The sequence below is a fragment of the Nocardioides sp. BGA-UO-ETr-FS32 genome, assembly GCF_059567905.1.
The window spans coordinates 375800-401720 of the sequence record NZ_JCAQOX010000015.1 but is presented as its reverse complement, the minus strand read 5'-3'; the positions used below and the strand labels follow the sequence as shown (position 1 = coordinate 401720).

28 protein-coding genes are annotated in these 25921 nt (G+C 70.4%); 10 read left to right on the top strand and 18 right to left on the bottom strand.

Annotated elements, in window-relative coordinates; translation table 11 throughout:
• Window positions 1-37 precede the first annotated feature (37 nt).
• A complete protein-coding gene (locus AC57BS_RS15450) occupies window positions 38-1099 on the top strand; it encodes a hypothetical protein (protein WP_496412317.1) in 1062 nt (353 codons plus the stop codon).
• A gap of 171 nt (window positions 1100-1270) precedes the next feature.
• Here the strand turns inward: AC57BS_RS15450 and AC57BS_RS15445 are convergent, their stop codons facing one another.
• The 6 genes from AC57BS_RS15445 to AC57BS_RS15420 form a co-directional block, all read right to left on the bottom strand.
• Entirely contained in the window at window positions 1271-2320 is a 1050-nt protein-coding gene (locus tag AC57BS_RS15445; RefSeq protein ID WP_496412316.1) for a glycosyltransferase, read from the bottom strand.
• A 14-nt stretch (window positions 2321-2334) separates the two neighbouring features.
• A complete protein-coding gene (locus AC57BS_RS15440; protein WP_496412315.1) occupies window positions 2335-2916 on the bottom strand; it encodes a TetR/AcrR family transcriptional regulator in 582 nt (193 codons plus the stop codon).
• A 549-nt stretch (window positions 2917-3465) separates the two neighbouring features.
• Window positions 3466-3762, bottom strand: coding sequence for a DUF4193 domain-containing protein (locus tag AC57BS_RS15435; RefSeq protein WP_496412314.1), 297 nt, complete (start codon window positions 3760-3762; stop codon window positions 3466-3468).
• A gap of 180 nt (window positions 3763-3942) precedes the next feature.
• Window positions 3943-4479, bottom strand: a complete 537-nt coding sequence (locus AC57BS_RS15430) for a P-loop nucleotide/nucleoside kinase family protein (RefSeq protein ID WP_496412313.1) — start codon at window positions 4477-4479, stop codon at window positions 3943-3945.
• 383 nt (window positions 4480-4862) lie between these two features.
• Complete coding sequence (locus tag AC57BS_RS15425; protein ID WP_496412312.1) at window positions 4863-4994, bottom strand: hypothetical protein; 132 nt, start codon at window positions 4992-4994, stop codon at window positions 4863-4865.
• Window positions 4995-5080: 86 nt separating this feature from the next.
• A complete protein-coding gene (locus AC57BS_RS15420) occupies window positions 5081-5836 on the bottom strand; it encodes a DUF4259 domain-containing protein (protein WP_496412311.1) in 756 nt (251 codons plus the stop codon).
• A 221-nt stretch (window positions 5837-6057) separates the two neighbouring features.
• Here AC57BS_RS15420 and AC57BS_RS15415 point away from each other — a divergent pair, with 221 nt between their 5' ends.
• Both AC57BS_RS15415 and AC57BS_RS15410 read left to right on the top strand, forming a co-directional pair.
• On the top strand, window positions 6058-6378 hold the full coding sequence (locus AC57BS_RS15415) for a hypothetical protein (RefSeq protein WP_496412310.1): 321 nt from the start codon (window positions 6058-6060) through the stop codon (window positions 6376-6378).
• Window positions 6379-6599: 221 nt separating this feature from the next.
• On the top strand, window positions 6600-6962 hold the full coding sequence (locus AC57BS_RS15410) for a hypothetical protein (RefSeq protein ID WP_496412309.1): 363 nt from the start codon (window positions 6600-6602) through the stop codon (window positions 6960-6962).
• A gap of 120 nt (window positions 6963-7082) precedes the next feature.
• On the opposite strand, the gene AC57BS_RS15405 is transcribed toward AC57BS_RS15410, so the two are convergent.
• The 3 genes from AC57BS_RS15405 to AC57BS_RS15395 form a co-directional block, all read right to left on the bottom strand.
• On the bottom strand, window positions 7083-7745 hold the full coding sequence (locus tag AC57BS_RS15405) for a hypothetical protein (RefSeq protein ID WP_496412308.1): 663 nt from the start codon (window positions 7743-7745) through the stop codon (window positions 7083-7085).
• Window positions 7746-8148: 403 nt separating this feature from the next.
• A complete protein-coding gene (locus AC57BS_RS15400) occupies window positions 8149-8625 on the bottom strand; it encodes a YceI family protein (protein WP_496412753.1) in 477 nt (158 codons plus the stop codon).
• Between the two features lie 345 nt (window positions 8626-8970).
• Complete coding sequence (locus tag AC57BS_RS15395) at window positions 8971-9885, bottom strand: DUF480 domain-containing protein (RefSeq protein ID WP_496412307.1); 915 nt, start codon at window positions 9883-9885, stop codon at window positions 8971-8973.
• A gap of 207 nt (window positions 9886-10092) precedes the next feature.
• Between AC57BS_RS15395 and AC57BS_RS15390 the strand changes: the two genes are divergently transcribed.
• Window positions 10093-10371, top strand: coding sequence for a hypothetical protein (locus AC57BS_RS15390; RefSeq protein ID WP_496412306.1), 279 nt, complete (start codon window positions 10093-10095; stop codon window positions 10369-10371).
• A gap of 62 nt (window positions 10372-10433) precedes the next feature.
• Here the strand turns inward: AC57BS_RS15390 and AC57BS_RS15385 are convergent, their stop codons facing one another.
• Window positions 10434-10877, bottom strand: a complete 444-nt coding sequence (locus tag AC57BS_RS15385) for a ferritin-like domain-containing protein (RefSeq protein WP_496412305.1) — start codon at window positions 10875-10877, stop codon at window positions 10434-10436.
• Between the two features lie 147 nt (window positions 10878-11024).
• Between AC57BS_RS15385 and AC57BS_RS15380 the strand changes: the two genes are divergently transcribed.
• Both AC57BS_RS15380 and AC57BS_RS15375 read left to right on the top strand, forming a co-directional pair.
• Window positions 11025-11807 carry a phosphotransferase gene (locus tag AC57BS_RS15380; protein ID WP_496412304.1) on the top strand — a complete coding sequence of 261 codons (783 nt, stop codon included), beginning with the start codon at window positions 11025-11027 and terminating at the stop codon, window positions 11805-11807.
• Between the two features lie 100 nt (window positions 11808-11907).
• Window positions 11908-12078: a hypothetical protein gene (locus tag AC57BS_RS15375; protein ID WP_496412303.1), complete on the top strand. Its 171-nt coding sequence runs from the start codon at window positions 11908-11910 to the stop codon at window positions 12076-12078.
• A gap of 13 nt (window positions 12079-12091) precedes the next feature.
• On the opposite strand, the gene map is transcribed toward AC57BS_RS15375, so the two are convergent.
• Both map and AC57BS_RS15365 read right to left on the bottom strand, forming a co-directional pair.
• Window positions 12092-12865 carry a type I methionyl aminopeptidase gene (gene map, locus AC57BS_RS15370; protein ID WP_496412302.1) on the bottom strand — a complete coding sequence of 258 codons (774 nt, stop codon included), beginning with the start codon at window positions 12863-12865 and terminating at the stop codon, window positions 12092-12094.
• On the bottom strand, window positions 12862-13566 hold the full coding sequence (locus AC57BS_RS15365; RefSeq protein WP_496412301.1) for a hypothetical protein: 705 nt from the start codon (window positions 13564-13566) through the stop codon (window positions 12862-12864). The genes map and AC57BS_RS15365 overlap by 4 nt, the downstream gene beginning before the upstream one ends.
• An 85-nt stretch (window positions 13567-13651) precedes the next feature.
• Here AC57BS_RS15365 and AC57BS_RS15360 point away from each other — a divergent pair, with 85 nt between their 5' ends.
• From AC57BS_RS15360 to AC57BS_RS15350, 3 genes are read left to right on the top strand one after another with little or no spacing between them, the layout of a single operon-like run.
• Complete coding sequence (locus AC57BS_RS15360; protein ID WP_496412300.1) at window positions 13652-15040, top strand: FGGY family carbohydrate kinase; 1389 nt, start codon at window positions 13652-13654, stop codon at window positions 15038-15040.
• A gap of 37 nt (window positions 15041-15077) precedes the next feature.
• Window positions 15078-16244, top strand: coding sequence for a xylose isomerase (gene xylA / locus AC57BS_RS15355; RefSeq protein WP_496412299.1), 1167 nt, complete (start codon window positions 15078-15080; stop codon window positions 16242-16244).
• A gap of 2 nt (window positions 16245-16246) precedes the next feature.
• Entirely contained in the window at window positions 16247-17404 is a 1158-nt protein-coding gene (locus AC57BS_RS15350; protein WP_496412298.1) for an ROK family transcriptional regulator, read from the top strand.
• Window positions 17405-17431: 27 nt separating this feature from the next.
• Here AC57BS_RS15350 and AC57BS_RS15345 read toward each other — a convergent pair whose 3' ends face one another.
• From AC57BS_RS15345 to AC57BS_RS15330, 4 genes are all read right to left on the bottom strand, one after another.
• Window positions 17432-18661 carry an ROK family protein gene (locus AC57BS_RS15345; protein ID WP_496412297.1) on the bottom strand — a complete coding sequence of 410 codons (1230 nt, stop codon included), beginning with the start codon at window positions 18659-18661 and terminating at the stop codon, window positions 17432-17434.
• 9 nt (window positions 18662-18670) lie between these two features.
• A complete protein-coding gene (locus tag AC57BS_RS15340; protein WP_496412296.1) occupies window positions 18671-19948 on the bottom strand; it encodes a sugar ABC transporter permease in 1278 nt (425 codons plus the stop codon).
• 20 nt (window positions 19949-19968) lie between these two features.
• Window positions 19969-20745 carry an ATP-binding cassette domain-containing protein gene (locus tag AC57BS_RS15335; protein ID WP_129455568.1) on the bottom strand — a complete coding sequence of 259 codons (777 nt, stop codon included), beginning with the start codon at window positions 20743-20745 and terminating at the stop codon, window positions 19969-19971.
• Window positions 20746-20869: 124 nt separating this feature from the next.
• Window positions 20870-21967 (bottom strand): sugar ABC transporter substrate-binding protein, encoded by a 1098-nt coding sequence (locus AC57BS_RS15330; protein WP_496412295.1) that lies wholly within the window; start codon window positions 21965-21967, stop codon window positions 20870-20872.
• Between the two features lie 210 nt (window positions 21968-22177).
• Between AC57BS_RS15330 and aceB the strand changes: the two genes are divergently transcribed.
• On the top strand, window positions 22178-23770 hold the full coding sequence (gene aceB / locus AC57BS_RS15325; protein ID WP_496412294.1) for a malate synthase A: 1593 nt from the start codon (window positions 22178-22180) through the stop codon (window positions 23768-23770).
• Here the strand turns inward: aceB and AC57BS_RS15320 are convergent.
• Both AC57BS_RS15320 and xdhC read right to left on the bottom strand, forming a co-directional pair.
• The gene (locus AC57BS_RS15320; protein WP_496412293.1) at window positions 23727-25100 is read right to left on the bottom strand and encodes a guanine deaminase; all 1374 of its coding nucleotides are present in this window, start codon (window positions 25098-25100) and stop codon (window positions 23727-23729) included. The genes aceB and AC57BS_RS15320 overlap by 44 nt on opposite strands.
• Window positions 25097-25921 (bottom strand): xanthine dehydrogenase accessory protein XdhC, encoded by an 825-nt coding sequence (xdhC, locus tag AC57BS_RS15315; protein ID WP_496412292.1) that lies wholly within the window; start codon window positions 25919-25921, stop codon window positions 25097-25099. Before xdhC ends, AC57BS_RS15320 begins: the two co-directional genes overlap by 4 nt.

Here is a 25921-nt window from a genome sequence, read left to right as displayed (position 1 = left end):
AGGGCAACCCGGGGGCCGCTCGCGACGTCTCCCTGACATGAAGACCTTCTCTCGGACTGCCGCCCTGACCGCCGCACTCGCCGTCACCGCCGGGCTCGCTGCGACGACGCCCTCGTCGTCCGCCGACGTGACGGCCGGCGATCGGGCGGCCCCCAGCACCGTCCTCGACGTCCGTGACCTCCCCCGGGGTGACCCGCCTGCAATCTCGTGGAGCGAGCGACGGTCCGGGAAGACAGTCATCCACGGGACCGACGGCACCCGCATCCCCGCCCCGAACCGTCTGGCCGAGATGGCGCCGATGGGCTCCGGCCACGTCATCCAGACCTTCGGCCGTGGCGGGACCCGGACCCGGTGGATCGACGCCGACGGCGCTCCCGGCCGCCGCGAGTGGCGCACAGGTCAAGGCCTCGGCGTCTCCGCGAAGGGCACGGCCGTCGGGTTCTCGGGCAGGGCCGGCAAGGTGTGGACGATCGACGAGGAGGGCGACCGGGTGCTGGCGTTCAACCCGGTCCCGATCACCGGCAGGGGCCGCGCAGCCGCGGTGATCGGCGACAGCTGCAAGGAGGACGCGACGAGCAACGGCTGCTCGGTCTACGTCAACGGGCCGCGGACCGCCCACTACACGTCGTCCCACGGAATCGTCGACCGCGTCCCCCACCTCCGGATCGTCTCCACCGGGCGCGGCCGCTGGCTCGGCGGCATCACCTCCCTCAGCGACTTCGGCTCGTGCAGCGCGCTCCTGCGGTCGTGGCAGGTCCGGTGGCGCACCTGTGACAACCAGCTCTCCGACATCTCGCCGGACAACCGCCACGTCCTCGGCACCCCGGCGTACGCCGACGGGTTCGGACCGAACTCGCTGGACGTCCTCACGACCACGGACGGCGAGACGGTCCACAGCTTCACCAGCGCGCGCAACGGTCGATCCGCGACGTACTTCGACGAGGTCTGGGAGGACGCCGAGCACGTGCTGGTGGTCACCTACCAGGCCGACAGGTGGGCGGTCGTCCGCCTCGGCGTCGACGGGTCGATGGAGTACGCCGTGGCGCCTCGCCGCGGGTCGATGGACACCTGGGCGCCGTTCCAGCTCCAGACCCGCTGACCAAGCCGATCAGGCGGGACATCCTCGCCGCCGCTGCGGTGAACGCCGGCACGTTACCTCGGTCTGATGGCCGGGCCCGCGGGTGTGACCCTCCCGGAGGCTGGCCCAATGCGCCGCGTCGGCCCCGGAGATACTGCAGCATGGCCGAGGTTCACCGTGACGATGGGTGGATCACTCATGGCGTTCCTTCTCGAGGATGTCGGCCGCGCGGCGGCGGCCGTCGAGCTCGCGGATCTCGGCTCCCAGTCGGGCCGCGGCGGCGCGGTGCGGACCGTCGGCCAGCAGTTGCTCGGCGGCCGCCCTGATCTGCGCAGGCTTGGAGTTCCGGGACAGGCTCAGTCCCGCGCCGGTGCGGGCGATCGCCCGGCCGACCAGCGGCTGGTCGCTCCTGCGGTCGAGCGGCAGGATCAGCAGCGGGACGTCGTGCGCAAGCGCTGCCATCGCTGTCCCGTGGCCGCCGTGGCTGATTACCAGGGACGCGTCAGGGAGGACTTCCGCGTGAGGCAGCCATTGGTGCACCTCGATCGACTCCGGGATGCGTAGTCGACCGACCGGCACCGACGGCCCCACAGTGGCGAGCACGCGCGCGTCGACATCGCCGAGCGCGTCGAAGGTCCGCTGCCACAGTCCGACGAGAGAGGCGAAACCGAAGGTGCTGAAGCTGACCAGGATGGTCTTCTCCCTAGGGGTCGCAGACTGGCCGGTTGCAGTCGGTCCGGCGTGCACAACGTCGCCGGCACCGTGGTCCAGGCCCGGCAGCGCCATCACCAGCGTCGGTGAACCGGCGTCGTACAACGACAGAAGAGGGCAGCCGCGCAGCCGGAGCGCCAGGCCGAGGGGGCCTCGAGCAGCCTTGCGCCAGTAGCTGTCGAACGCGTGCGCGAAGGTGACCCATGAGCGTCCGCTCGCATGCAGGGACTGCATGACCCCGAAGAGCAACCCGTCGACCACCACGACGTCCGCCGGCGCGCTCTCCAGCGACGTCAAGACATCCTGGCCCATGGTGCGGTCACTCACCAAGGCCAGCATCCGGGCGGTGGAGTGCGGCTCACGACCGTCGAACGGTTTCGCCGTGGCGTACGTCGAGAACACCATGCCGGCATCTCGGATCCGCTGTTCCTGCGCTCTGTGGCCGAGGAAGCGAACGTCGTGACCCCGGACTCGCAGCTCGACTGCAACCGCGAGCTCCGGATCAAGGTTGCCGCCGCCGTCCCAGGTCACGAAGAGATACCTGGTCATGGCGAGCCCTTTCGATCGAGGATCGCGTTGATCAGGGCGTGGACGCGGGCTTCGGTGTCGGTTCGGCTCAGGCCCCGGTCGCGGCGCAGCAACTTCCACGTGTAGACGTCGGTCGCAACGACCAGGAGGTCGATCACCGCAGGGTCGTTCGTGTACGGCGCGAAGACGTCCTCGACCCACCGGCGGTGGACCGACTTGCCTGTTGCAGCGATAGTCGCGACGGCCTCGGGATCTGTCTCCTCCTGGGCGAGCAGCAGGAGCGCCAGCTTGCCTTCACCGGCGTCGTACTGATCCAACAAGCGGTGCACCGCGGAGTCGATGTCTCCCGGGTCGGCGGTGCGCGCTGCGGCAATCAGTTCCGTCCCGTATGCCACGGTGGCTTCGATGAGCCCGGCCTTGCTGGTGAAGTGCCGCAGGATGGTCTGCACGCTCACTCGCGCCTGGGCGGCCACCGCCTCGAGAGTGATCAAGGCGATGGGTTGCTGCGTCGACAGCATCAGACACGCGTCGAGAATCGCGGTGCGGGTCGCCTGGACCCCTTCTGCCCGTGCCGCCATCCGGTAGGCGCGAGATTTCATGTCAAGCGACGTTACTACCAAATCTATTTGATGCAAATGGTCACCCACACGAAAACGTGGTCATTGCACGTGGTCATTGCACGTGGTCATTGCACGTGGCCCATGCCGCTCGTCGGCCGGGCATCGGGAGGTAGTGCCGCGAGTTGGCGAGCGACGGCCAGGGAAGCGCCAACCGCTCACAACCGATTAGACGTGGCCAGAATGAATGTGGACGCTCTGCACCAGCACTGCGGGCGAAGCCCGCCCAAGGCCGCTCATCGCGTGGTCGAGGGCTCGGGAAGGTGCGTCATTGCGCCGCTGATGCAGTTCGCTGCGATAGATCCTTTGCCGGGTGGCTGAGCGGCCAGATCACTTCGCTCTGGGCAAATCAACGCGGCGTCGCGTCGCTACGACCGCGTGGGGGCCTGTCCCCCCGGCCTGGCGAGCCGGCGTAGCTGCCCCATACTGCCGCCTGTCGGGGACGTCCGGATCCGCCCCGGCTCAGTGCGCCGACGACCTATCCGGCCTCGATCCCCCGACCGACCGCCGGCCCGACCGATGCGCGCGCGATTAGGCGCAGTCGCGACAAACGAGCGGGGTGTCTGCGATCCGCGCGCTGCGATGGTGCACGAGGAAGCACACCGAGCACGTGAACTCGTCGTCCTGCTTCGGCACCACCTCGATGCTGAGCTCCTCATTCGACAGGTCGGCTCCGGGCAGTTCAAAGGACTCTGCGGCCTCGGTTTCGTCCTCGTCGATCTTGCTGGAGCTCGCGTCCTTGTCGGTCGCAGCGAGGCGAAGAGCCTCGAGGCTCTCCTCCTTCTGCTCCTCCTCGCTCTTGCGAGATGCGTCGTAGTCAGTTGCCATGGTGGGATGTACGTCCTATTCGTTCGGGCGAGCGCAGTCTGCCGTACCCAGTCCGTCCTCTGAACACGCATTCAGATGAACATTCGACTCCCATGGACCCGCACCTCAGTTGACCGACGGCGGTCAAGTAGCTCCGACGCCTGTCGGGGAACGTCCGAATCTGCCGATGAGCGGTAGCGCTCAGGCAACCGAGGGCGGCCAGCGATCCCAGCGCCATTCGTCCCATGACATGAATCCCGGCGGTGGACCATCGATCGCCTCGCTGCCGTCAACCTCTCCGGGTGTTGGGACCTGCATCTTGTCGGCCCATCCGACCAGTTCCTGTTCCCGGATGGGCCACGTGGTGTGCGGCTCGACCATCAGCCGCTGATCCAGTCGTCTCCGCTGCTCGACTACGGAAACCTCGAAGTAGTGCATCTCCACGCCAGCGCCACGGTCTGTTGCTGCCTGGCGCAGCGCGGAGCGCTCATCCCGACCCCACAGGCCGAAGTCGATCACCACGTTGAGACCCAGCTCGAGTGCACGCAGACCGATCTCGATGAGCCGTCCTTCGATCACGTCGGAGGCGGACGACGGGTTCTGCTCTAAGTAGAGCGCCTTCATCCATTCATCCTTCGTAAGACGAAGGGCACGGTGATCGACCTCCATGCGTCGGGCAGCAGTCGTCTTGCCGGTAGCCGGAAGCCCCACCATCAGGAAAAGCGTCGGTTGCCTCATCACCCTCCTTGTCCTGAGTCAGATCAATCATGACTGTTGACCATCCGCACCCGACGCACTCATGCCGCGATGGGTGCGCGGATCTGCCGATCAGCGTGCGCGTCGGGAGGGACCTGGAGCGCGCGACCGCCCGCGTCTGGCGGTGTTACCTTGACAATCATGGTGTGGGTGGCGATCGGTCTGATCGGACTCTTCCTGATCCTGTGCCGTGCCTCGAAGCGGAGGCACGCACGCGATCCGGTCGTGATGCCCTATCGGACTGGTCATGTTGGCGGGCTCGGCGAGGCCCCGGCGGGTGTACACCACCGGCTGGGCGCTCGCCGCCCCTAGCAGCACCGTCGGGTCGCGCCTTCGCCGACGCCGCTCGTCCGGTGGCCAGAAGATCAGGCTGAGGCGCCTGGGTAAAGAACGGAGGACTCGAACTCTCGGACGAGGAACTCCATCTCCTCGTCACTGGGGTAGTCGTCGCTCATGATCCGTGGAACGAGCTCGATCAGTCCTTCGCGCTCCGTCACTCACCAAGCGTCGCAGTTCCTCTTGCGAAGCGCACAGACACGCCGTTGTCAGTACGCGATCCGCAGCGGGCCAGCAACGTGCACCGCTACGGCCTTCGCTCCTGCTGAATGATTTCGACCAAGCCGGTCCACGCGGTGTAGGCCCAAGCGGCCGCCTCGGCTTCCTCTGCCCGTGGCTCGAGGTGCGCAACCAAGGTGAAGCCAAGCGAAGTCCAGTCGGGATCGTTCTTCCTGTGTCGAGCAACCCGATACGTATCGGGGCGCGTCGGCCCGAGGTGGTTCTGCAGCCGGACCTTGAGACGACGGACTCGTCGATCTGAGGGCACTCGGGAGCCATGCCAGTCCAGCCAGCCGAGAATCGGTGCTGCCCCAATCCGCGCGTCGTCGACCCGGAGCACACGAAACAGCTGGCATAAGTCCCCCTCCCCGAGACTGAGAACGTCACCTGCGCGGAGGTCGGTGACGTCACGCCAGGGCCGCCTGACGGTCTTTCTGGCTGGCTGTGGTCCCACCAGCTCGGCGCGAAGCTTGGCCAGTGCCGCCTTGCGTTTGGCGAGCTCCGCCGCGCCGGCCTCTTGCCAGAGTTCGAGTCCAGCCTCGTTGTCCATGACGTGGAGCGCCTTGGCCTTGACCTGGTCATCCAAGCGGCCCAGTTGTGATTGCACTGCGGCCAGGGCGAGCCAGAGCACATGCTTCTCGTCGTCGCCCAGGTGCGCGTTGGCGTCGATGATGCGCTGCGTCGCCTCGTCGTCCGGGACCTGGTCCTCGAGGAGTTCGCGATAGTCGTCGCGGATGTCGCACGCCGTGTCGTCCGAAAAGATGGCTGGACCCCAAGCACCCACAAAGGTGACGGTAGCCAACATCTCCGCACGCCGTTGTGCTGGGGCGTTGATTGGACAGAAGGCCCGGTCATCATTGGAAAGCGCAGGGCCCATTCCGGGGGCGTGAGGCTACGAGCCCGAACGCACGCATCTGCCGCGTTGAGGGCGGCTACGCTCGCCCGGATCTGCCGCGAGTAGTGCACGCATTCTCTTCGTTCGGAGATCCGCACTAGCCTCAGTTCGTGTCCCAGAAGTCAGATCGTCAACACGCTCGCGAGGCGGTGGCGGCCCACCAGGAGGCGGAGCTCGCCGAACTCGTCGCGCACGTAGCCGAGGCGATTGACCGGTTCCGCAGCGGCGAACTCAGGGCCGTCGACGTCGACGAGGTCCTGTTCCAGTACTCACGTGCCGCGAAAGAACTCTGGAAGTTCTGCAACATCGGAAACGTCCAGGTGACCGCGGGCCAGTTGCACGGAGCTCCGCCGATCGACTGGTGGGAACGCGGGACGCCGAGGCGCGCAAAACGTCCCGTCGACGAAGCCCCGGCCGGCGAACTTGAGTGACCCGCCGCGCGGTCGAACGTGCGACATTCCGGCGCGAAGCGGCGCGGTGGCCAGCCCTGTGCCGCGAGAGCCCGGAACACCACACCGAGTGGCGTTTCGATACAGGCTCGTCGGCAGTCGGGACCAGAGACCCCCCGACCGGGTGACACGTGGCCCTGTCGATGTCCCCACTGCGGCGCGCACAGTCGAGAGATACCCATACAACGACAGAGGAGGAAGTCATGGCCGCCGCAATCGTGTTCCTGGTGGTCGTCGTGGTGGGCGGCAGCATCGCCATCAGCCTCTTCCTGCGCAACTGGGTCCGAGAGGAATCGCGGCGCGAGGCGCACCTGAGGGACCCGCACACGCACACCCTTGCCTTCGCGATTCCCGCCGGCGTGGATCCCGTGACCCCCCAGACCGCGCTTGCGTTGGCGGGCTTCAACTCCGGCCACGATCGCATCGGCATGGTCGACTGCGTCCGCATCGAGTGCGACGAATCGCAGCGTGACCGGGTGCGCAGTGTCCTGGAGGATGTCTTCATGACCCAGTACGACGGCTCGGTGCTGCCGGCAGGGCACGTCGTCTTCGAGGACGAGCGCTGACGGCGAGATCGGCCAGGGGCGGACACTCCGCCGCGATGTCAGCAGCAGAAGTCCTCTTCTTCTGCATCACGCGCTCCCTCACAGGGACTTCGACTTCAACCACCAGCGACTGCCGCACCCTCAGCCGTTGGCATCGTGCATGTCCACAACGTCTCCGGCCTCGTTCACAGCAGGGTCGGTGAGCCAGGTGAGCCGGGAGTCGGTGAGCAGGGCCTCGAGGTCTGCCGAGCTGATCGCCGGGGAGTCGTCGTAGCTCTCGAACATCGACAGGACGGCGCCGTCCTCCGGGGTGACCACGCTGCCCAGGAGCACGCTGCCCTCGGTGTTGTCATCGCTGAAGCCCTCGGCGATCACGCGCATGCTGATGACGGTCCCGTCCTCGAGGGTCCGGCACCGCTCCTCGCCCACCATGCCTCGCTCCTGGCCGCACTCCGCACCAAAAGCCTCGGCCTGCTCCGGCGGATAGACCGTCACTCCGAAGTTGTGGGGGGTGCGGTCGCGGAGATGGACCATGACCCCGACCGTGCCAGGCTCCTCGTCAGGCGAGACGGCGACGAACTCCCGCACGGCGTCTTGCCCGAGGTGCTCGAGGACCACCGCCGCGATTCCCTCCGGGGTGATCTGCTCCCTCTGGCTGCCGGAGCTGTCACCTGAGGAAGCGCCGTCCTCATCATTGCCTCGCTCGGCCCGGTCCGCGGCGCCCGTCACCTCGGAGCCGCAGGCGACCATCAACAGCGCCAGAGTCGTGGCGACAACAGCGCCCAGCACGTCGTTGGCTCTCATCTGCCGAGTATGCGCGCCGTCGATGCAGTCGCGCAGGGCATCCATCCACACTCATCCCGTCCCCGCGGGCGCCGTCGGGCAGCATGGACGCGCGGCCATATGGCCGGGTAGGAATGGGACCTGCCCCCACTCCTGGAACGACTCGAGCACGAGCGCTCCGCCTGACCTGCGTCCTGTCGCCGCGTTCGCGCACTGCGACGACGTGCTGCGTCTCGCAAGGGTCTGCGTGCCGCTTCGGTACGGGAACGCCGCTACTCACCAGGCCCTCAGTAGCAGCGTTCCCCCTCCAGTCCCGCGGAGTCTTCGTGGGATGGCTGTGTGACGGGTTGCCGGGAAGGGCACCTCACGGCTGAGACCGCGGCGTCGCGGAGATGTCTCGCGCTCCCGAGCGACGCCGAGGCGCCTAGTTGGGTCTCGCGACCACGTCGATCTCGAGGTCCAGGTAGCGACCGACCATGCCTCGTCCCTTGGTGACGCCGAACGCGGTGCGGTCCAGGTGCACTGCCGAGCCGCGGATGCGCAGGTCTGGACCATCGGAGACGAGGCTGTCGACCTGCACCTCGACCGGCACCGTGTGCCCATGCGCAGTCACCGTGCCGGGCACGAGCCACCCACCCTCGGTCTCTTGCATGGTGTGAGAGGCGAAGGTGATGTCTGGATATCTCTCGACGTCCAGCAACCCGGCCGAGCGTACGTCCTTGTCGCGCCTTGCACTGTCCGAGGCGAAGCTTGCGGCGTCGATGGTGATATCGGCGCTGAACGGTGCCCCGGTCACGCCGATGCTGAGGTCACCTTCGCGCACGGTGAACGTGGCATGAACGGTGCCCGTGCCGAAACGGTGCTTGCCGGAGTAGGTCACCCGGGAGCGTTCGGGGTCCATTTTGTACCGCCCGGCTGGTGGGACGATTGACGAGGTGCGGCTCCGGTCAGTCATCGCCGGTCCTTCTTCCGGGTCGCTCCCAACCAGCGCGAGTCGCTGGAGTGCTGTCCCTTCCTCGAGTGTTCTCCATTCAGTGCGTGTGTCAAGTGAATAGGTCAGAGCCAGGTGCCAGCCAGTCATGACGCGAACGTTCGACGCACGCGCCGAGGTGCTGTCATGGGGAAGCTGGCAGCTCCGACGCCGCCTGAACCCGGCGGCGTTCCGTCCCAGTCACCGGACCTCGCTCCAGCAGCCCACCCGAACAGTTCGCAACCTGCGCCTTACCGCCGCGGATGACCAGGGCCCTCAGCTTGCGTGCTGCTGAACGACGTTGAGCACATTGCCATCGGGAGCGCGGACGAAGAAGCGAGTCACGCCCCAGGTCTCGGTCGTCAGGGGATGCACGATCTCGTAGCCGCGCTCCTGTGCTTGACGGTAGGCGGCTTCGACGTCGTCGACCATGACCGAGACCACGGGGTCCACGGGTGCGGTGGCATCGCTGGTCATGACCTGGAGCGTCGCCCTGGATGCCGGCGAGGTGTGGCGGGCCACCCAGCCCAGGTTGAACTCCTCCTCGGCCAACCCGAGGTAGTCGCTGTAGAAGCTCCTGGAGGCGGGGAGGTCGGGTACGTGAAGGTCGGCGATGATCTGCGTGACGCGGATGCGCGACGTGTCGGCACTCCCGGTTGGGCCCGTTTCGCCTGAGGTCTGCTCGGGCGCGGCTCCCAGGAGGTGGATCCAGCGCGGATCCTGCTGGCCGGACCGGCGCTCGAGCTCGCGCACCAGCGGTTGCGGGCGGCTCGCCATCCGGCGCAGGCACTCCTCGACCTGGCCCCGGTCGGCGAACCCGTGCAACCGCTCGGTGCGGGTGCGCAGCTCACCCGGCGCCTGCGCCCCGCGGAGCAGCAGCACCGTGAGCAGCGCCCGCTCATCGGGCTCGAGGGCGAGATGCTCGTCGAGGATCTGGTGGTACTTCAGTGTCCGGCGCCCGGTGTCGGACCACACGATCCGCAACAGCCCGCGCTCCTTGAGCGACTTCGCGGTCCGCTCGACGGTCTGCTGGTCGAGGTCGGTGACGGGGTCGCGGCTGCTCCTCTGGTTGCACGCCGACACCAGTGCGTTCGCGGAGAGGGGATAGGTGGCGGGCACGGTCGTCTGCTTCTCCAGCAGGCTGCCGAGGATGCGCTGGTCAGTCGCATCGAGGACGGGGAGTTCGCTCACGTGACGACCTTAGGTCTGACTTGGCACGATTGCGGATCGAACAGCGTCCTGCCGCGTCGGGGACATCCGGATCTCGACAACGGCCTTCTCGCGTCGACCGGGTGACGGCGTGCCCAAGGTCATGGCGTCGGTCTATTTGATCGATCCACTTCCTGCCCGAGACTGGAGATCACCACTGAGCCACATCGCGACTCCAAGGGGTTGTCCATGACCAACCAGACCCGCCTCATCGACGAGCTCAACGCCCTCTACGCCAACTACGTCGAGTCCATCAACGATGCCGTCGCGGCCGACGACCTGGCCCTCGCCGCCGAGCTCGCTGACTCCTACGACCAGGACGCGATCTTGCTGATGGCCGAGCGGGAGGGGCGCCAGGACCTCCTGTCCCACTTCGGTCTGACGCAGGATGGTGGCCGCCTCAGCGTGCAGCGCGACACACCGCTGCGTCGTCTCGTGAAGAGTGTCGCTGCAATGCGGTCCACCTGAGCGACCGACGGGTACATCGATCTCGAGGTACCTGAGTCGTGCGGCGCCGGGCCAGTGACCTGTCAGCCAGCGCCCTGGAGCGCCTTGACCTCGTCGCGGGCGGCGACGACGGCGGCCTGCTGGCGTACGACGACCTCGCGGAAGCCTGCGCTGAGGTCCATCTTGAGGGCGTCCTCGTACTCCGAGACCGCGTGATCCTCACCGGTCGCAGCCGCCTTGAGCACGGCGTCGGCGTCGTCGCTGGTGAGGGCGTCCTTCAGCGAGATCCAGCCACGGTGCATGGCCGCAGCGACGGTGCCGCTCTCGTCGACGTCGTCGCCGTAGTCGTGCCCGAGATCGACGATCTCGCGCCAGAAGCCTGCGCGCTGCGCGGAGAAGCGCTGAAGAACCGTTGCCCACTCGGGGTGCTCTCCGTCGCGGAGCTTGTCGGCCGCGTGGGCGAAGCCCCGCTCGCCGTCCTTCAGCGTCTCGACCAGTTCCTTGGCCGCCTTGGCGTCATCAGACATGCTGCGCTCCTTCGTGAGATGTGTCGTCCCAGCCTCGTCGCCTGGCGACCTCGACGGATCACCCTTGGGGATGCTCGTGCTTCTCGTGCAGCCGCGTCCCAGACAACCCGATGGTGACCTGTCCTCCGCGTGTGTGAGGGTGCAGGTGTGGCCGATGACGAGGCACTGAACCGAGCAGCAGAAGTGAATGAACAGTTCCGTCCCGTGAAGCTGTCTGGCGCAACAGTGATGCGGCCGGCGGGGCCTCAGAGCCGGACAGTGCATTCGTTCCTGCGCCACCTCCGGGACAAGGGCCTGGACTGTGTTCCAGAGCCGCTGTCGCTGAGCGATGAGACCGAGGTGCTGCGCTACATCGACGGTGAGAGCGGCGGGGACGGATGGAAGAACCAGCACCACGAGGAGGGTCTCCGTTCAGCCGCGCATCTGCTTCGACGTATCCACGACGCCTCGGCTGATTGGGTTCCACCACAGGCCGCCGTCTTCGACGCGCCGCCGATGGCCGCAGGCGGTGACGTCTTCGTTCACGGCGATCCCGGGCCGTGGAACTTCGTCTGGCGAGACGGAGAGGCGATCGCGCTTCTCGACTGGGACTTCCTGCACCCTGCACCTCGGCTGGACGACGTGGCGTACGCCCTCCTGTGGTTCGCCCCCATGCGCGACGACGCATCGGCTCTGGAGTGGCACCACTTCCCTGAGGTGCCCGACCGTCGTGCGCGCATCGATGCCTTCCTCGACGCCTATGGAATCCCGGCCGACTTCGACGTGGTCGACGCGGTGATCCGACGTCGTCACGCAACCATCGAGCACGTCCGTTTCCTCGCCGACCAGGGGCTGGAACCTCAGAAGACCTGGGTTGCCGAGGGCAGCCTCGAGCAAGAAGCGGCGGAGATCAGATGGATCGAGGAGAACAGGGCGCTCTTCGCGCGTTGACAGCTCCCGTGCTCCGGCCGAAGGCCATGGCTCGCCCCCAGATCACCGCTCGGCCTGGTCGCCGCCTTGCGCTCGGCCTCGCTGGGGTCGACTGGTCGAGATGGTGATCGCCGTCGCGCTGCTGGCGTGGCTGCGCGACCTCCTGCCGCGAGCCCGACCCGTGCTCGCCCGCGTCGGGACCTTCGCGCTGGTGCTCTCCGGCACCGTCATGGCGACCGATGCCGGCTGGCGGATCGTCACTGGCGAGTTCCTGCTGCCCGACCCGACCTGACCTCGAACGAGCCTCAGCGCGACGGCAGCGTCAGGACCTCGGCCCCGTCCTCGGTGATCGCGACCGTGTGCTCGCTGTGGGCCGTGAGGCACCCGGTGGCGCTGCGGAGGGTCCAGCCGTCGTCGTCGGTGACCAGCTCGTCGGTGTCGGCCATGATCCACGGCTCGAGCGCGAGCAGCAGTCCGGGGCGCAGCTGGTAGCCGCGACCGGGGCGGCCGTTGTTGGAGACGTGCGGGTCCTGGTGCATCGTCGTGCCGATGCCGTGCCCGCCGAACTGCATGTTGATCGGGTAGCCCGCGTCGGTGAGCACCGTGCCGATGGCGTGGGACAGGTCGCCGATGCGGGCGCCGGGCCCGGCCGCGGCGATGCCGGCGGCGAGCGCGCGCTCGGTGGTCTCGATGAGGTGGACGCTCTCGGCGGGCCGGCTCTCCCCCACGACGAAGCTGATCGCGGAGTCGGCGGCGATGCCGTCGAGGCGCACGGCCAGGTCGAGGGTCAGGAGGTCACCGTCGGCGAGGCGCTGGTCGCGCGGGCGCCCGTGCAGCACGGCGTCGTTGACGGCCGTGCAGACGTAGTGCCCGAACGGGCCACGCCCGAAGGACGGGGCGTAGTCGACGTAGCAGGACTCGGCGCCGGCGTCGCGGATCATCTCGGCGGTCCACCGGTCGAGGTCGAGCAGGTTGGTGCCGACCTCGCTGCGCTGGCGGAGCGTGGCGAGGATGTCGCCGACGAGGGCGCCGGTGCGGCGGGCCTTGTCGACCTGGCCGGGCGTGAGGATCTCGATCATCGCAGCCCCAGCCTCGCACAGCGCTTCTCGGTGGCGCCGCTGCACAGCTCGTCGAGGTCGACGACCCCCTGCGCCACGAGCACCGAGGTGAGCGAGTCGATGGTGACCTCGCGGTCGCGGTAGAGCCAGGACTCCACGCCGTCGACGACCTCGCCGTCGGACACGGGCGCGTCGGCGAGGTAGGCCACGGCGACGTCGGCGGCCCGCTCGCTCATGGCGCGGGTGGGGACGTAGGTCATCGAGTCCTCCTCGCCGAGCAGGACGTCGCGGGCGGCGTCGAGGTCGCTGCCCGACTGGCTCGGCACCGCCCCGCCCCTGAGGCCGACGTGGCGGTCGGCGCCGGGCACGAGCTCGCCGAGCGAGACGACGGGCAGGCCGCTGCCGGTGAGCGTGCCGAGGTCGTCGGGCTCGACCGGCACGACGACGACCACGTCGGCGGACGTCGCCTCGGCCTGTCGCGCCTGGCTCTTCTGCGCGTCCGCGTCGCCCTCGGCGTCGTAGACCCGGACCCGGCACTCGTCGCAGGTGGCCTCGACCCGCTCGGTGAACACGTCGACGTCGACGGCGCGCGACGAGGAGTCGGTGCCGTCGGCGACGAGGAGCGCGACGGTCGGCTCGTCGGCCGTGCAGGCGGACAGCAGCGGCACGGCGGCGCTCAGGGCGACGGCGAGCACGACGGAGGAGTAGCGGGCGCGGAGCATCGCGAGGAGGTTATCGAGCCGGGCTGGTCCAACGCGCACCCGGCAGACCATTGACTTTAGTTCGAGAGTCGTACTAAATAGGTACGTGACCCTCGTGCTCGGCATCGACTCCTCGACGCAGTCGACCAAGGCCCTGCTCGTCGACGCCGACGACGGGACGGTCGTTGCGCAGCAGACCGCTCCCCACCCGCCCGGCACCGAGGTCGACCCGGCGGCGTGGCTGGACGCCGTCGACGCAGCCACCGAGGGCCTGCTCGAGCGCGCCGACGCCGTCTCCGTCGCCGGCCAGCAGCACGGCATGGTGGCCGTCGACGAGACCGGGGCGCCGGTGCGCGACGCCCTGCTGTGGAACGACACCCGCTCCGCAGCCGCGGCCCGCGACCTCGTCGCCGAGATGGGCGGTCCGCAGGCCTGCGCCGACGCCGTGGGCAGCGTCCTGGTCGCCTCCTTCACCTCCTCCAAGCTCCGCTGGCTGCGCGACCACGAGCCCGACCACGCGGCGCGCGTGCGGTCCGTACGGCTGCCGCACGACCACGTGTCCCTCCACCTGAGCGCCTCCGGGACCGGCGCGTTCACCGACCGCGGCGACGCCTCCGGCACGGGCTACTTCTCCGCACCCGACGACGCCTGGCGTCCCGACCTCGCCGCGCTCGCGCTCGGGCACGAGGTCGACCTGCCCCGCGTCGTCGCGCCCGGGGCGGTCGCCGCCGAGTCGCGCGACGGAGCAGTGGTCGCGGGCGGCACCGGCGACAACATGGGCGCCGCCCTCGGCATGGCGCTGGCACCCGGCGACCTGCTGGTCTCGGTCGGCACGTCCGGCGTCGCGTCCACGATCAGCCCGGACCCGGTCGCCGACGGCACGGGCGTCGTCACCGGCTTCGCCGACGCCTCGGGCGGCTACCTGCCGATGGTCACGACCCTCAACGCCGCCGGCATCCTCGACCTCCAGGCCCGCTGGCTCGGCGTCGACCACGACGGCCTCGCCGAGCTCGCCGTGTCCTCCACGCCGGGCGCCGGTGGCGTGACCCTGCTTCCCTACTACGGCGGCGAGCGCTCCCCCGACCGCCCCGGCGCCGTGGGCACCTGGACGGGACTGACGCCGGCCAGCACCCGCGCCGACCTCGCCCGCGCGGCGTACGAGGCGCTGCTCTGCTCGCTCGCCGACGCGGTCGACCGCCTGGTCGCCACCACCGGGCAGGAGCCCCGGCGCCTGCTCATGGTGGGTGGTGCGACGAAGAGCGCCGCCCTGCGGGCGCTGGCACCCGCCGTGCTCGGCCGCGAGGTCGTGCTGCCCCCGGAGGGCGAGTACGTCGCACTGGGGGCGGCCCGCCAGGCCGCCTGGGCCCTCGACGGGTCGCACCAGCCGCCCGCCTGGCCCGAGCGCGAGGGCACCGTGCTCCGCGCGGAGCCCACCCCCCACGTCCGCGAGGCGTACGCCGACCTCCGCGAGCGCACCGCCCCCTGGACCTCCTGAACCACCCCTCGAACCCTGCAACGGAAGGCAGCACCCCATGAGCACGCAGATCCCCACCCCGACCCCCGAGGACAAGTTCTCCTTCGGCCTCTGGACGGTCGGCTGGCAGGGCGTCGACCCGTTCGGCGGCGCCACCCGCCCGCACATGGACACCGTCCACGCGCTGGAGAAGCTCGCGGAGCTCGGGGCGTACGGCGTGAACTTCCACGACGACGACGTGATCCCCTTCGGCAGCGACGACGCCACCCGCGACCAGATCATTGCCCGCTTCAGGCAGGGCCTCGAGGACACCGGCCTGGTCGTCACCACCGCCACGACCAACCTCTTCAGCCACCCGGTCTTCAAGGCGGGCGGCTTCACCAACAACGACCGCGACATCCGCCGCTTCGCGCTGCGCAAGGTCATGCGCAACATCGACCTCGCCGCGGAGCTCGGCGCCAAGGTCTACGTCGCGTGGGGCGGTCGCGAAGGTGCGGAGTACGGCGGCTCGCAGGACACCCGCGTGGCCCTCGACCGCATGAAGGAGGCCTTCGACGTCCTCGGCGACTACGTCACCGACAACGGCTACGACCTGCGCTTCGCGATCGAGCCCAAGCCCAACGAGCCGCGCGGCGACATCCTGCTCCCGACGATCGGGCACGCGCTCGCCTTCATCGAGCGCCTCGAGCGCCCCGAGCTGGTCGGCGTGAACCCCGAGATCGGCCACGAGGAGATGGCGGGCATGAACGCCGCCGCCGGCTACGCCCAGGCGATCTGGGCGGGCAAGCTCTTCCACATCGACCTCAACGGCCAGAACGGCCCGAAGTACGACCAGGACCTCCGCTTCGGCGCCGGCAACGTGCGCGGGGCGTTCTGGGTGGTCGACGCGCTGCTGGAGGGCGGCTACGACGGCCCGGTGCACTTCGACTACAAGCCCGCGCGCACCGAGGACGAGGACGGCGTGTGGGTCTCCGCCGCGGCCAACATGCGCAACTACCTCATCCTGCGCGAGAAGGTGAAGGCCTTCCGCGCCGACCCCGAGGTGCAGGCCGCGCTCGAGGCGGCGAAGGTGCCCGAGCTGTCGGTCCCGACCGTCGGTGACGGCGAGGGGTGGCGCGGCCTGCTCGACGCCGAGCTCGCCGATCCCGAGGTGCTGGCCGCGCGCGGCGGTGCCTTCGAGCACCTCGACCAGCTGGCCCTCGAGCACCTCTACGGCGTCCGCTGACAGTGCAACCTCGGAACGCCGGGACCGAGGGGCTGCGCCGACAGAACACCGCCGCCGTCCTGCGGGCACTGCGCGAGCACGGCGCGTCCTCGCGCGCCGAGCTCGCGCAGCTCACGGGGCTGGCCAAGGCCACGGTCGGCGTCATCGTGGCGGGCCTGGAGGCCGCAGGGGCGGTGGTCGAGGAGGACTCGCGACCGGGCGCCCGAGGCCGTCCCGGGCGACCCGTCGCGCTGCGCGGCGACCGCTACGTCGGCCTCGGCCTCGAGCTCAACGTCGACTACGTCTCCGCCGTCGTGCTCGACCTCGCCGGCACGGTGCTGTTCGGCGACAGCCGACCGGCGACCGGTCCCGACGCCCTGACGGACCTCCTGCGCGACGTGGTCGCCCAGCGCGTCGACGGCCGCGAGGTGGTCGGCACGACCCTGGCCGTCCCGGCGCTGGTGCGCGGCGACGACCGTACGGTCGCCTGGGCACCGAACCTCGACGTCGAGGGCCGCGACCTCGCCGAGGCCGTCCGCAGCCTCGTCCCCGGTGCGGTGCAGGTGAGCAACGACGCCAACTGCGCGGCGTACGCCGAGTCGCACCACGGTGCGGCCCGCGGCGTGCGGCACGCGCTCTACCTGACCGGGACGGTCGGCATCGGCGCCGGCATCCTCCAGAACGGCGAGCTCGTCCGCGGCGGGGCGGGATTCGCCGGCGAGGTCGGCCACATGCCCGTGGGCGACTCATCCGCGGTGTGCGGCTGCGGCCGCCGCGGCTGCTGGGAGGCGTCGGTCGGGCTGCACGCGATGCTGGCCGCGGTCGGCATGCCCGAGCTCGACACCCCGCTGCGCAGCGCCGAGTCAGTGGCCGCCCGGGCCGTCGACGACCCGGCCGTGCGAGCCGGGCTGGAGCGGGTGGGTCACGACCTCGGCCTCGGGATCGCCATGCTCAGCAGCATCCTCGACCCCGAGGTGGTGGTGCTCGGCGGCTACTTCGCCGCGCTCGGCGACCTCGTCCTCGAGCCCGCTCGGCGCACCCTCGACGAGCGGCTCGCCTCCCCCGCCCAGGTCCGCCCGGAGCTGCGCCCGAGCAGCCTCGGCATCCGGGCCGCCGCCCTCGGCGCGGCCGAGCAGTCCCTCGGGCCGGTCTTCGCCGGCGAGCTCGACCTCACCGACTGAGCGGCGAACGTCCCGGCTCCGGGGCGCTCAGCCGGCGAGCCGGGACCGTACGTCGACCAGGGCCGCGCCGAGCGCCGCCACCGGGTCCACGAAGAGCGGCTCGAGGGCGATCTCCGCCGCACCGAGCAGCGCGGAGTCGGAGCCCAGCGCCGGCAGGACCAGCGTCACCGACTCGAGCGGGGCCGGCAGCGCCCGGTCGGCGAGACCGGAGTCGACCTCCGCCCCCACCAGCGGGTAGAGCGAGCGGAAGTAGCCGCCGAGGACGATGAGGCGCGGGTTGAACGTGTTGACGATGCTCGCCAGCCCGTGGCCCAGCGCGGTGCCGGTGGCGCGCAGCTCGCGCGGCGGCTCCGTGAACCCCTCGAGCACCTCGTCGAGCTGGGCGACCTTGTCGGGCGGGCAGTCGATCGCCTCGGCGATGGCGTGCGCGCCCACCTCGGTCTCCCAGCAGCCGAGGTTGCCGCAGTGGCACGGACGACCCTGCGGGTTGAACCGCAGGTGCCCGACCTCGCCGGCGTAGCCGCCGGCCCCCTCGAGGCGTACGCCTCCCGCGATGACGCCGGCACCGACGCCGACGTTGCCGGAGACGTAGATCAGGTCGTCGACCCCGACGCCTGCGCCGCGGACGTGCTCGGCCAGCGCACCGAGGTCGGCGTCGTTGGCCAGCGACACCGGCACGTCGAGGCCCAGCGCGGCGAGGACGATCCCGCCGAAGGACACGTCGTGCCACTCCAGGTTGGGCGCCAGCCGGACCAGCCCGTCCCTTCGGCGCACGAGTCCGGGGACGCTGATCCCGATGCCGACCAGCGGCGCCGCGGGAGGGGCGTCCTCGACGACCCGGCGGATGAGGGCGGCGACCGACGCACCGACCTGCCAGGCCTCGCCGTGGCTGTGCACGGGCGCCTGGGCACGGGCGAGCACCCGGCCCCCGAGGCCGACCCGGGCCACCACGGCCCGGTCGACCCCGAGGTCCACCGCGATCACGTACGGGCCCCCGGCCGCGATGCGCACGCCCGCGGACGGGCGCCCGGCTCCCTGCCGGGCGCCGCCCATCGGCGTGGTGTTCTCGGAGATCCCGAGCGACTCCAGCTCGCCGACCAGGCCGGCGATGGTGCTGCGGTTGAGCCCCATGAGGCTGGTCAGCTCGGCGCGCGAGATCTGACCGGCCCCGTGGACGTGCCGGAGCAGGGTTCCGAGATTGTGGCGCCGGACGGCCTCCTGGTTGGTGCCGAGGCCCGCGCGCCGTGGCGGGGTCATGCTCGTGACCTAGACGCCCGCCGAGGACCGACGACGACGCGAGATGGCATCGACGCTCGCCGCGAGCAGCAGGACGCCACCGGTGACGAGGAAGTTGATGTAGCTCGCCTGGTTGAGCAGGCCGAGGCCGTTGGGGATGGTCGCGATCACCAGTCCGCCGACCACGGCGTCCATCGCCCGGCCGCGGCCACCGAAGAGGCTGGTGCCGCCGATGACCGCGGCACCCACGGCGTAGAGCAGCTCGTTGCCGCCACCGGAGCCCGGGGACACCTTGCCCGTGTAGGACGCGGCCAGCAGGCCGCTGATCGCTGCCATCGAGGAGCAGATGACGAACGCCACGATCTTGACGCGCAGGACGTTGATGCCCGCGCGTCGCGCGGCCTCGGCGTTGCCGCCGACGGCGTAGAGGTGCCGGCCGAAGCGGGTCTTGGTGAGCACGAACGTCCAGAAGAGGAGCAGCGCGATGACGACCGGCGCCACCCACGGGATGCCGCTGATGTTGAAGTTGGGGTTGGGCGCGCGATTGGCGCTCAGCAGCGCGGTCAGCCCGAGCACGATGGCGCCCAGCACGACGATCTTGATGACGACGAGGCCGAGCGGCTCGTGGACCAGGCCCTTGTCCGACAGCGAGCGGTAGCGCCACAGCGACAGCGCGGCGAAGCCCAGCACGATGAGGATCGCCGCGATCCAGCCGGCGGTGACCGGGACGTTCTTGATCGACAGCCCGCGCAGCACCTCGTCGTTGAAGCGGAGCGATCCGCCCGAGCCGATGAGCCGCAGCGGCACCGCCTGGAGGGCGAGGAAGAAGGCGAGCGTCACGACGAACGAGGGGATCCCCAGCAGGGACACGAGCGCGCCGATGACCAGGCCGATCAACGCACCCACGGCCACACCGGCGAGCGTGGCCATCCACCACGTCCAGTCGTAGTCGATGAGCGCCAGCGCGATGATCGTCGCCGAGGCACCGCCGGCGACGCCGGCCGAGAGGTCGATCTCGCCGAGCAGCAGCACGAAGACGATGCCCATCGCCAGGACGATGATCGAGCCGGCCTGGATGACCAGGTTGGCCATGTTGTAGGTCGTGAGGAAGCGGTCGTTGAGCGAGGAGAAGACGACGAAGAGGAAGATCAGGCCGAGGATGGCCGGGAGCGAGCCCATGTCGCCGCCGCGCAGGCGGTTCACGTAGTCGCGCGCCGAGTCGCCGATCGTGGCGGCCTGGCGGTTGTCGTTGTCGAACCCGCTGGCGGCGGGCGTCGGAGCGGACGCGGTGTCGGTGTCAGCAGTCATGATGTGGTCTCCGGTCCTTCTCAGACGGTCGCGGTCGCGGGGTTCTCGGCGATGCCGAGGTCGCCGGAGCGTCCGGCTGTGATCAGCTCGACGACCTGGCTGTGGGTGACGTCCTTGGCAGGGACGTCGGCCGCCACCCGGCCGAGGTAGAGCGCGGTGATCCGGTCCGCGACCTCGAAGACGTCGCCCATGTTGTGCGAGATCAGCACCACGCCGAGCCCGCGGTCGGCGAGGCGACGCACGAGGTCGAGCACCTGGCGCGTCTGGGCCACGCCCAGCGCTGCCGTCGGCTCGTCGAGCAGGACGATCTTGGAGTTCCACAGCACGGCCTTGGCGATCGCCACGGTCTGGCGCTGGCCGCCCGACAGGCTGGCCACGCTCTGGCGCACGGACTTGACCGTGCGGACCGACAGGGACGCGAGGGTCTCGCGGGCGCGGGACTCCATCGTCACCTCGTCGAGGCCGAGGCCCTTGGTCTCCTCGCGGCCGAGGAACATGTTCTGGACGATGTCGAGGTTGTCGCACAGCGCGAGGTCCTGGTAGACGACCTCCACGCCGAGGGCGGCCACGTCACGCGGGCCGTGCACCTCGACCTTCTTGCCCTCGAACAGGTAGTCACCGCTGTCGCGGCCGTAGATGCCGGCGATGATCTTGACCAGGGTGGACTTGCCGGCGCCGTTGTCGCCGACGAGCGCGGTGACCTGGCCGGGATAGACGGCGAAGTCGACGTCGTGCAGGACGTGCACCACACCGAAGCTCTTGTTGACGCCGCGGAGCTCGAGCAGCGGTTCAGCCATGGAACTACTCCGATCGCAAAGAATTTGTTGTCCGCGTCGACAGAAATGACCTGTCGGCGGACGGAGCTGGGGGTGGGACGGCGCCCGGGCGTCGTGCGCCCGAACGCCGTCCCACGTCAGGTGATCAGGAGATGCCGGCCTCGGCGCACAGGTCGGCGAACTCGCCGGTGCACACGTCCTCGGCCTTCTGGCCACCGTCCTCGATCACGTCACCGACGTTGTCCTTGGTGATCGCCTGCGGCTCCAGCAGGATCGAGGGGACCTCGCTGTCGTCCGAGGAGTCGACCGTGGTGCCGGTGACCTCTGCCTCCTCGCCGTTGGCGAGTGCGATGGCGACGTCGGCCAGGGCCTGCGCCTCCTGCGTGGCGGACTTGTAGACCGTCATGCACTGGGTGCCGGCGAGGACGTTCTGCAGGCCCTCGACCGTGGCGTCCTGACCGGTGACCGGGACCTTGCCGGCCTGGCCGTTGCCCTCGAGGATGCTGATCGCGGCGCCGCCGAGACCGTCGTTGGCCGCGAGCACGCCGTCGACCTTGCCGTCCGCAGCCGTGTAGAGCTGCTGGAAGATCGTGGCGGCCTCCTCGTTGTCCCAGTCGGGGACGGCCTGCTCACCGACGACGGTGTAGTTGTCCATCTCGTCGAGCACGCTGTGGGCGCCCTCGGCGAACAGCGTCGCGTTGTTGTCGGTGGGCGAGCCGTTGAGGTAGACGATGTTGGCTTCCTTGTCGCCGAGGCAGTCCGCGAGGCCCTGGCCCTGCAGCTCGCCGACGACGGTGTTGTCGAAGGAGACGTAGTACTCAGCCGAGCCGCCGAGGGTGAGGCGGTCGTAGTCGATGGTGGCGACGCCCTGCGAGGCGGCCTTCTCCTGGATGGCGGCGCCCGACTCGGAGTCGAGGTTGACGATCGCGAGGACCGTCACGCCGGCACCGATCATGGTGTCCGCGATCTGGGTCATCCGCTCGGCGTCACCCTCGGCGTTCTGGATGTCGTACTCGACCCCGGCTTCCTCGAAGGCGGCCTCGAGGGCCGGACGGTCCGCGCTCTCCCAGCGCACCGAGGACTCGGTGTCGGGGAGGATGACGCCGACCTTGCCGACCTCGGCAGCGCTGCCGCTGTCGTCGCTGCCACTGCCGGTGCTGCCGCTGTCGTCGCTGCCGCATGCCGTCAGGGTCAGGGCTGCACCCACGAGGGTGACGAGGACCAAGTTGTGCTTCCGCTTCACGCGAACCGCCTCCTAGCGATTTCGTGCGCGTCGGCTAGTGTCCTCAGCCGACGTGCATATGTTGTTCCGGACAACATATGCAGTGACGGTCGTCACGTCCAGACCGCCGGACTCCCCGTTGCCGGTTCGTTACCAAAACGGGTCGCGCGGGCGTCACCGGTCTGGTCCACCGTCCCACCTCCACCCCCTCGTGACGGCTAGCGTGGGCGGATGACCGAGCTCGTCGTCTCCGCCCCGCCCGTCCCCCGGTCCGACGAGGTCCTCACGACCGAGGCGCTCGCCTTCGTCGCTGACCTCGACGAGCGCTTCCACGTACGCCGCGACGAGCTGCTGACCGCGCGCCGGGCCCGTCGGGAGGAGATCGCCCGGACGGGCACCCTCGACTTCCTCCAGGAGACGGCCGCGGTCCGCGCGGGCGGCTGGACCGTGGCGCCGGTGCCGGAGGCGCTGCGCGACCGGCGGGTGGAGATCACCGGGCCGACCGACCCCAAGATGGCGATCAACGCCCTCAACTCCGGCGCCCGGGTGTGGCTGGCGGACCTCGAGGACGCCAACACGCCCCACTGGCGCAACGTCGTCGGTGGCCAGCTCACCCTGCGCGACGCCACCCGCGGGTGCCTGGCGTTCACCTCCCCCGACGGCCGGGAGTACGCCGTGACCGACCCGGCCACCGCCCCGGTGGTCCTGCCCCGCCCGCGCGGCTGGCACTTCGACGAGGCGCACCTGACCCGGGACGGGCGCCCGGTGGTCGCGGCGCTCGCCGACTTCGGGCTCCACGTCTTCCACAACGGCCGCGAGCTGCACGAGCAGGGGCGCGGGCCCTTCTACTACCTGCCCAAGATGGAGTCGCACCTCGAGGCGCGGCTGTGGGACGAGGTGTTCACCCACGCCGAGGCCACCCTGGGTCTCCCCCACGGCTCGATCCGGGCGACCGTGCTGATCGAGACGATCACCGCGGCCTTCGAGATGGACGAGATCCTCCACGAGCTGCGCGACCACGCGGCCGGGCTCAACGCCGGTCGCTGGGACTACCTGTTCAGCATCATCAAGAACTTCCGCGACGCCGGGGCGGCCTTCACCCTCCCCGACCGCAACGCGGTCACGATGGCGGCCCCGATGATGCGCGCCTACAGCGACCTGCTCGTGCAGACCTGCCACCGCCGCGGCGCCTTCGCCATCGGCGGCATGGCGGCCTTCATCCCCAGCCGGCGCGACCGCGAGGTCAACGAGCGCGCCTTCGCCAAGGTGCGCGAGGACAAGACGCGCGAGGCGACTGCCGGCTTCGACGGCTCGTGGGTGGCCCACCCGGACCTCGTCCCGCTGTGCGCCGAGGTGTTCGACGAGGTCCTCGGCCGCCGAGACAACCAGCTCGACGTACGCCGCGAGGACGTCGCCGTCACCGCGGCCGAGCTGCTGGCCGTGGACCGCACGCCCGGTGAGCGTACGGAGCAGGGGCTGCGCGGCAACGTCCGGATCGGCATGCACTACCTCCACGCGTGGCTCTCGGGCAACGGTGCGGCCGGCATCGACAACCTCATGGAGGACGCCGCGACCGCCGAGATCTCCCGCTCGCAGGTGTGGCAGTGGGTCCACAACGGCGCCACGCTCGACACCGGCGAGGTGATCGACCGCGCGCTGGTCGAGCGGCTCGTCGACGAGGAGCACGCGGCACTGGAGGGCGCGCTCGGCCACGCGGTCGACCCGGAGGCGCGGCGGCTGTTCGTCGCGTGCGCGCTCGCGGACGACTACCCCGACTTCCTCACCCTGCAGGCGTACGACGTGCTGCTGGCGCGCGGGGAGTGACGGGCCGGACGAACCCGCCGGAGGCGACCTGGTCGCCGCCCACCCACACCTCGGCGACGTCGGCGTCGCCCGCCAGGGCGAAGACCTTGCCGAGCGCCGACTCCGGGGAGTCGGCGTGCCGCAGCCCGAGGTCGAGCGCCGTGCCCGGCGGCGGCCGGAGCAGCACGGCGTCGAACTGCTTGCCCTCGGACAGGTCGCCGACGGTGTCGGCCAGCCCCAGCGCGGCCGCTCCTGCCGCGGTGCTCAGGTGCAGCAGGTGCCCCGCGCCGAGCCGCACCCCGTCCGCACCCTGCAGGTGCTGGAGGAAGTAGGCCTGCAGGCCCTCCTTGAACACCGAGAACCCGGTGCCCGCGCCGACGTCGCTGCCGAGCGCGACCCGTACGCCGGCCGCGAGGTGGCGCCGCAGGGGGAAGATGCCGGAGCCGAGGGCGGAGTTGCTCGTCGGGCACCACGCGACGGAGGTGCGGCGCGCGGCCATCACGTCCAGCTCGGCGTCGGTGGGGTGCACGTCGTGGGCCAGCACCGACAGCGGTCCCAGCAGCCCGTGGTGGTCGTAGGTGTCGACGTAGTGGTCGCGGTGGGGGAACTGTCCGGCGACCGTGGCGACCTCGGCGGAGTTCTCGTTGACGTGGGTGGTGAACAGCGATCCGCCGACCTCCTCCAGCACGGCGGCGCAGGCGGCGAGCACCGGGTCGGAGGCGGACAGCGCGAAGCGCGGCGTCACGGCGTAGCGGATCCGGCCGCGGCCGTGCCAGCGGCTCGCCAGCCCCAGCGCGTCGTCGTACGCCCGGTCCGGGGTGGTGAGCAACGGCTCGGGCAGGATGCGGTCGCTGACGACCAGCCCGCTCGTCACCCGCAGCCCGTAGCGCTCGGCCTCCGCGAGCAGCAGGTCGACCGCCGGGGCGAAGTGCGAGCCGAAGACCAGCGAGGTGGTCGTCCCCGCCGAGATGAGGCTCGCCACGAACTCCTCGGCGATGGTGGCGGCGTAGTCGGGCGAGCCGAGGTGCACCTCCTCCGGCAGCGCGCAGCGTTCCAGCCACTCGAGCAGCGGCATCCCGAGCGCGCCGATGACGCGCACCTGCGGGAAGTGCACGTGCGTGTCCACGAGTCCCGGCAGCAGGAGGCCAGAGCGGAGGTCGAGCACCGGCGCGCCCGCGTGTGCGGCCGCGACCGAGGCGTACGGCCCCCGCGCCACGATGACGCCGTCGGCCGAGACGGCGAGACCCAGGTCGTCGTCGTAGCGGAAGCCGGGCGCGGCGGTCGCGGGGTCGAACGGGTCGTCGGGGGTGTCGTAGGCGCGGGCACGGTAGACGACCTCGGCGGGCCTCATGCGTCGGTCCGGGCGCGGTCGGCGGCGAAGGCCTGCAGCAGCTCCGCGGCGACCGACACCGCGATCGCGGCCGGCTCCTTGGCGCTGGGCCCGCGGAGGCCGGGCAGCCCGATCGGGCAGCGGATCCGGTCGACGTGTGCCGCGTCGTGCCCCTCGACCGCCAGACCGGAGCGGAAGCGTGCCCACTTGGCGTCCGACCCGATGAGCCCGATCGTGGCGAGGTGGGTGCAGCGCAGCGCGGCGTCGCACAGGGCGAAGTCCTCGGCGTGGTCGTGGGTCATCACCAGCACGTGGGCGCCCGGCGGGACGGATCCGAGCGCGAGCTCGGGGACCGGTGCGTGGTGCACGCGGACGCGCGCCACGCCGGCCTCGAGCACGGCGAGCCGCTCGTCGGTGAGCTGCTCGGCGCGCGAGTCGACGAGGTGCAGGTCGACGTCGTGGGCGGAGAGGATGCGGGCCAGCTCGAGCCCCACGTGGCCCACCCCGAACACCGCGACCGCCGGGACGACCGGCAGCGGCTCGAGCAGCAGCGTCACCTCGCCGCCGCAGCACTGCCGCCCGTGGTCGGTGCGCGCCTTGTCGCTCAGGTTGAGCACGAGCTGCTCGGGGGCGACGGCGTACGTCTCCAGCATCGTGCGGGCCCGGGCGAGCGCGGTCTCCTCCAGGTTGCCGCCGCCGACGCTCCCCCACGAGCGCCCGGCCGCGACGACCATCTTGGCGCCGGCGTCGCGCGGGGCGTGCCCGCGCACGGCGGCGACGGTGACGAGCACGCCCGCCTCCCGCGCCTCGCGGAGTCGTTCGACTGCAGCCAGCCAGTGCAT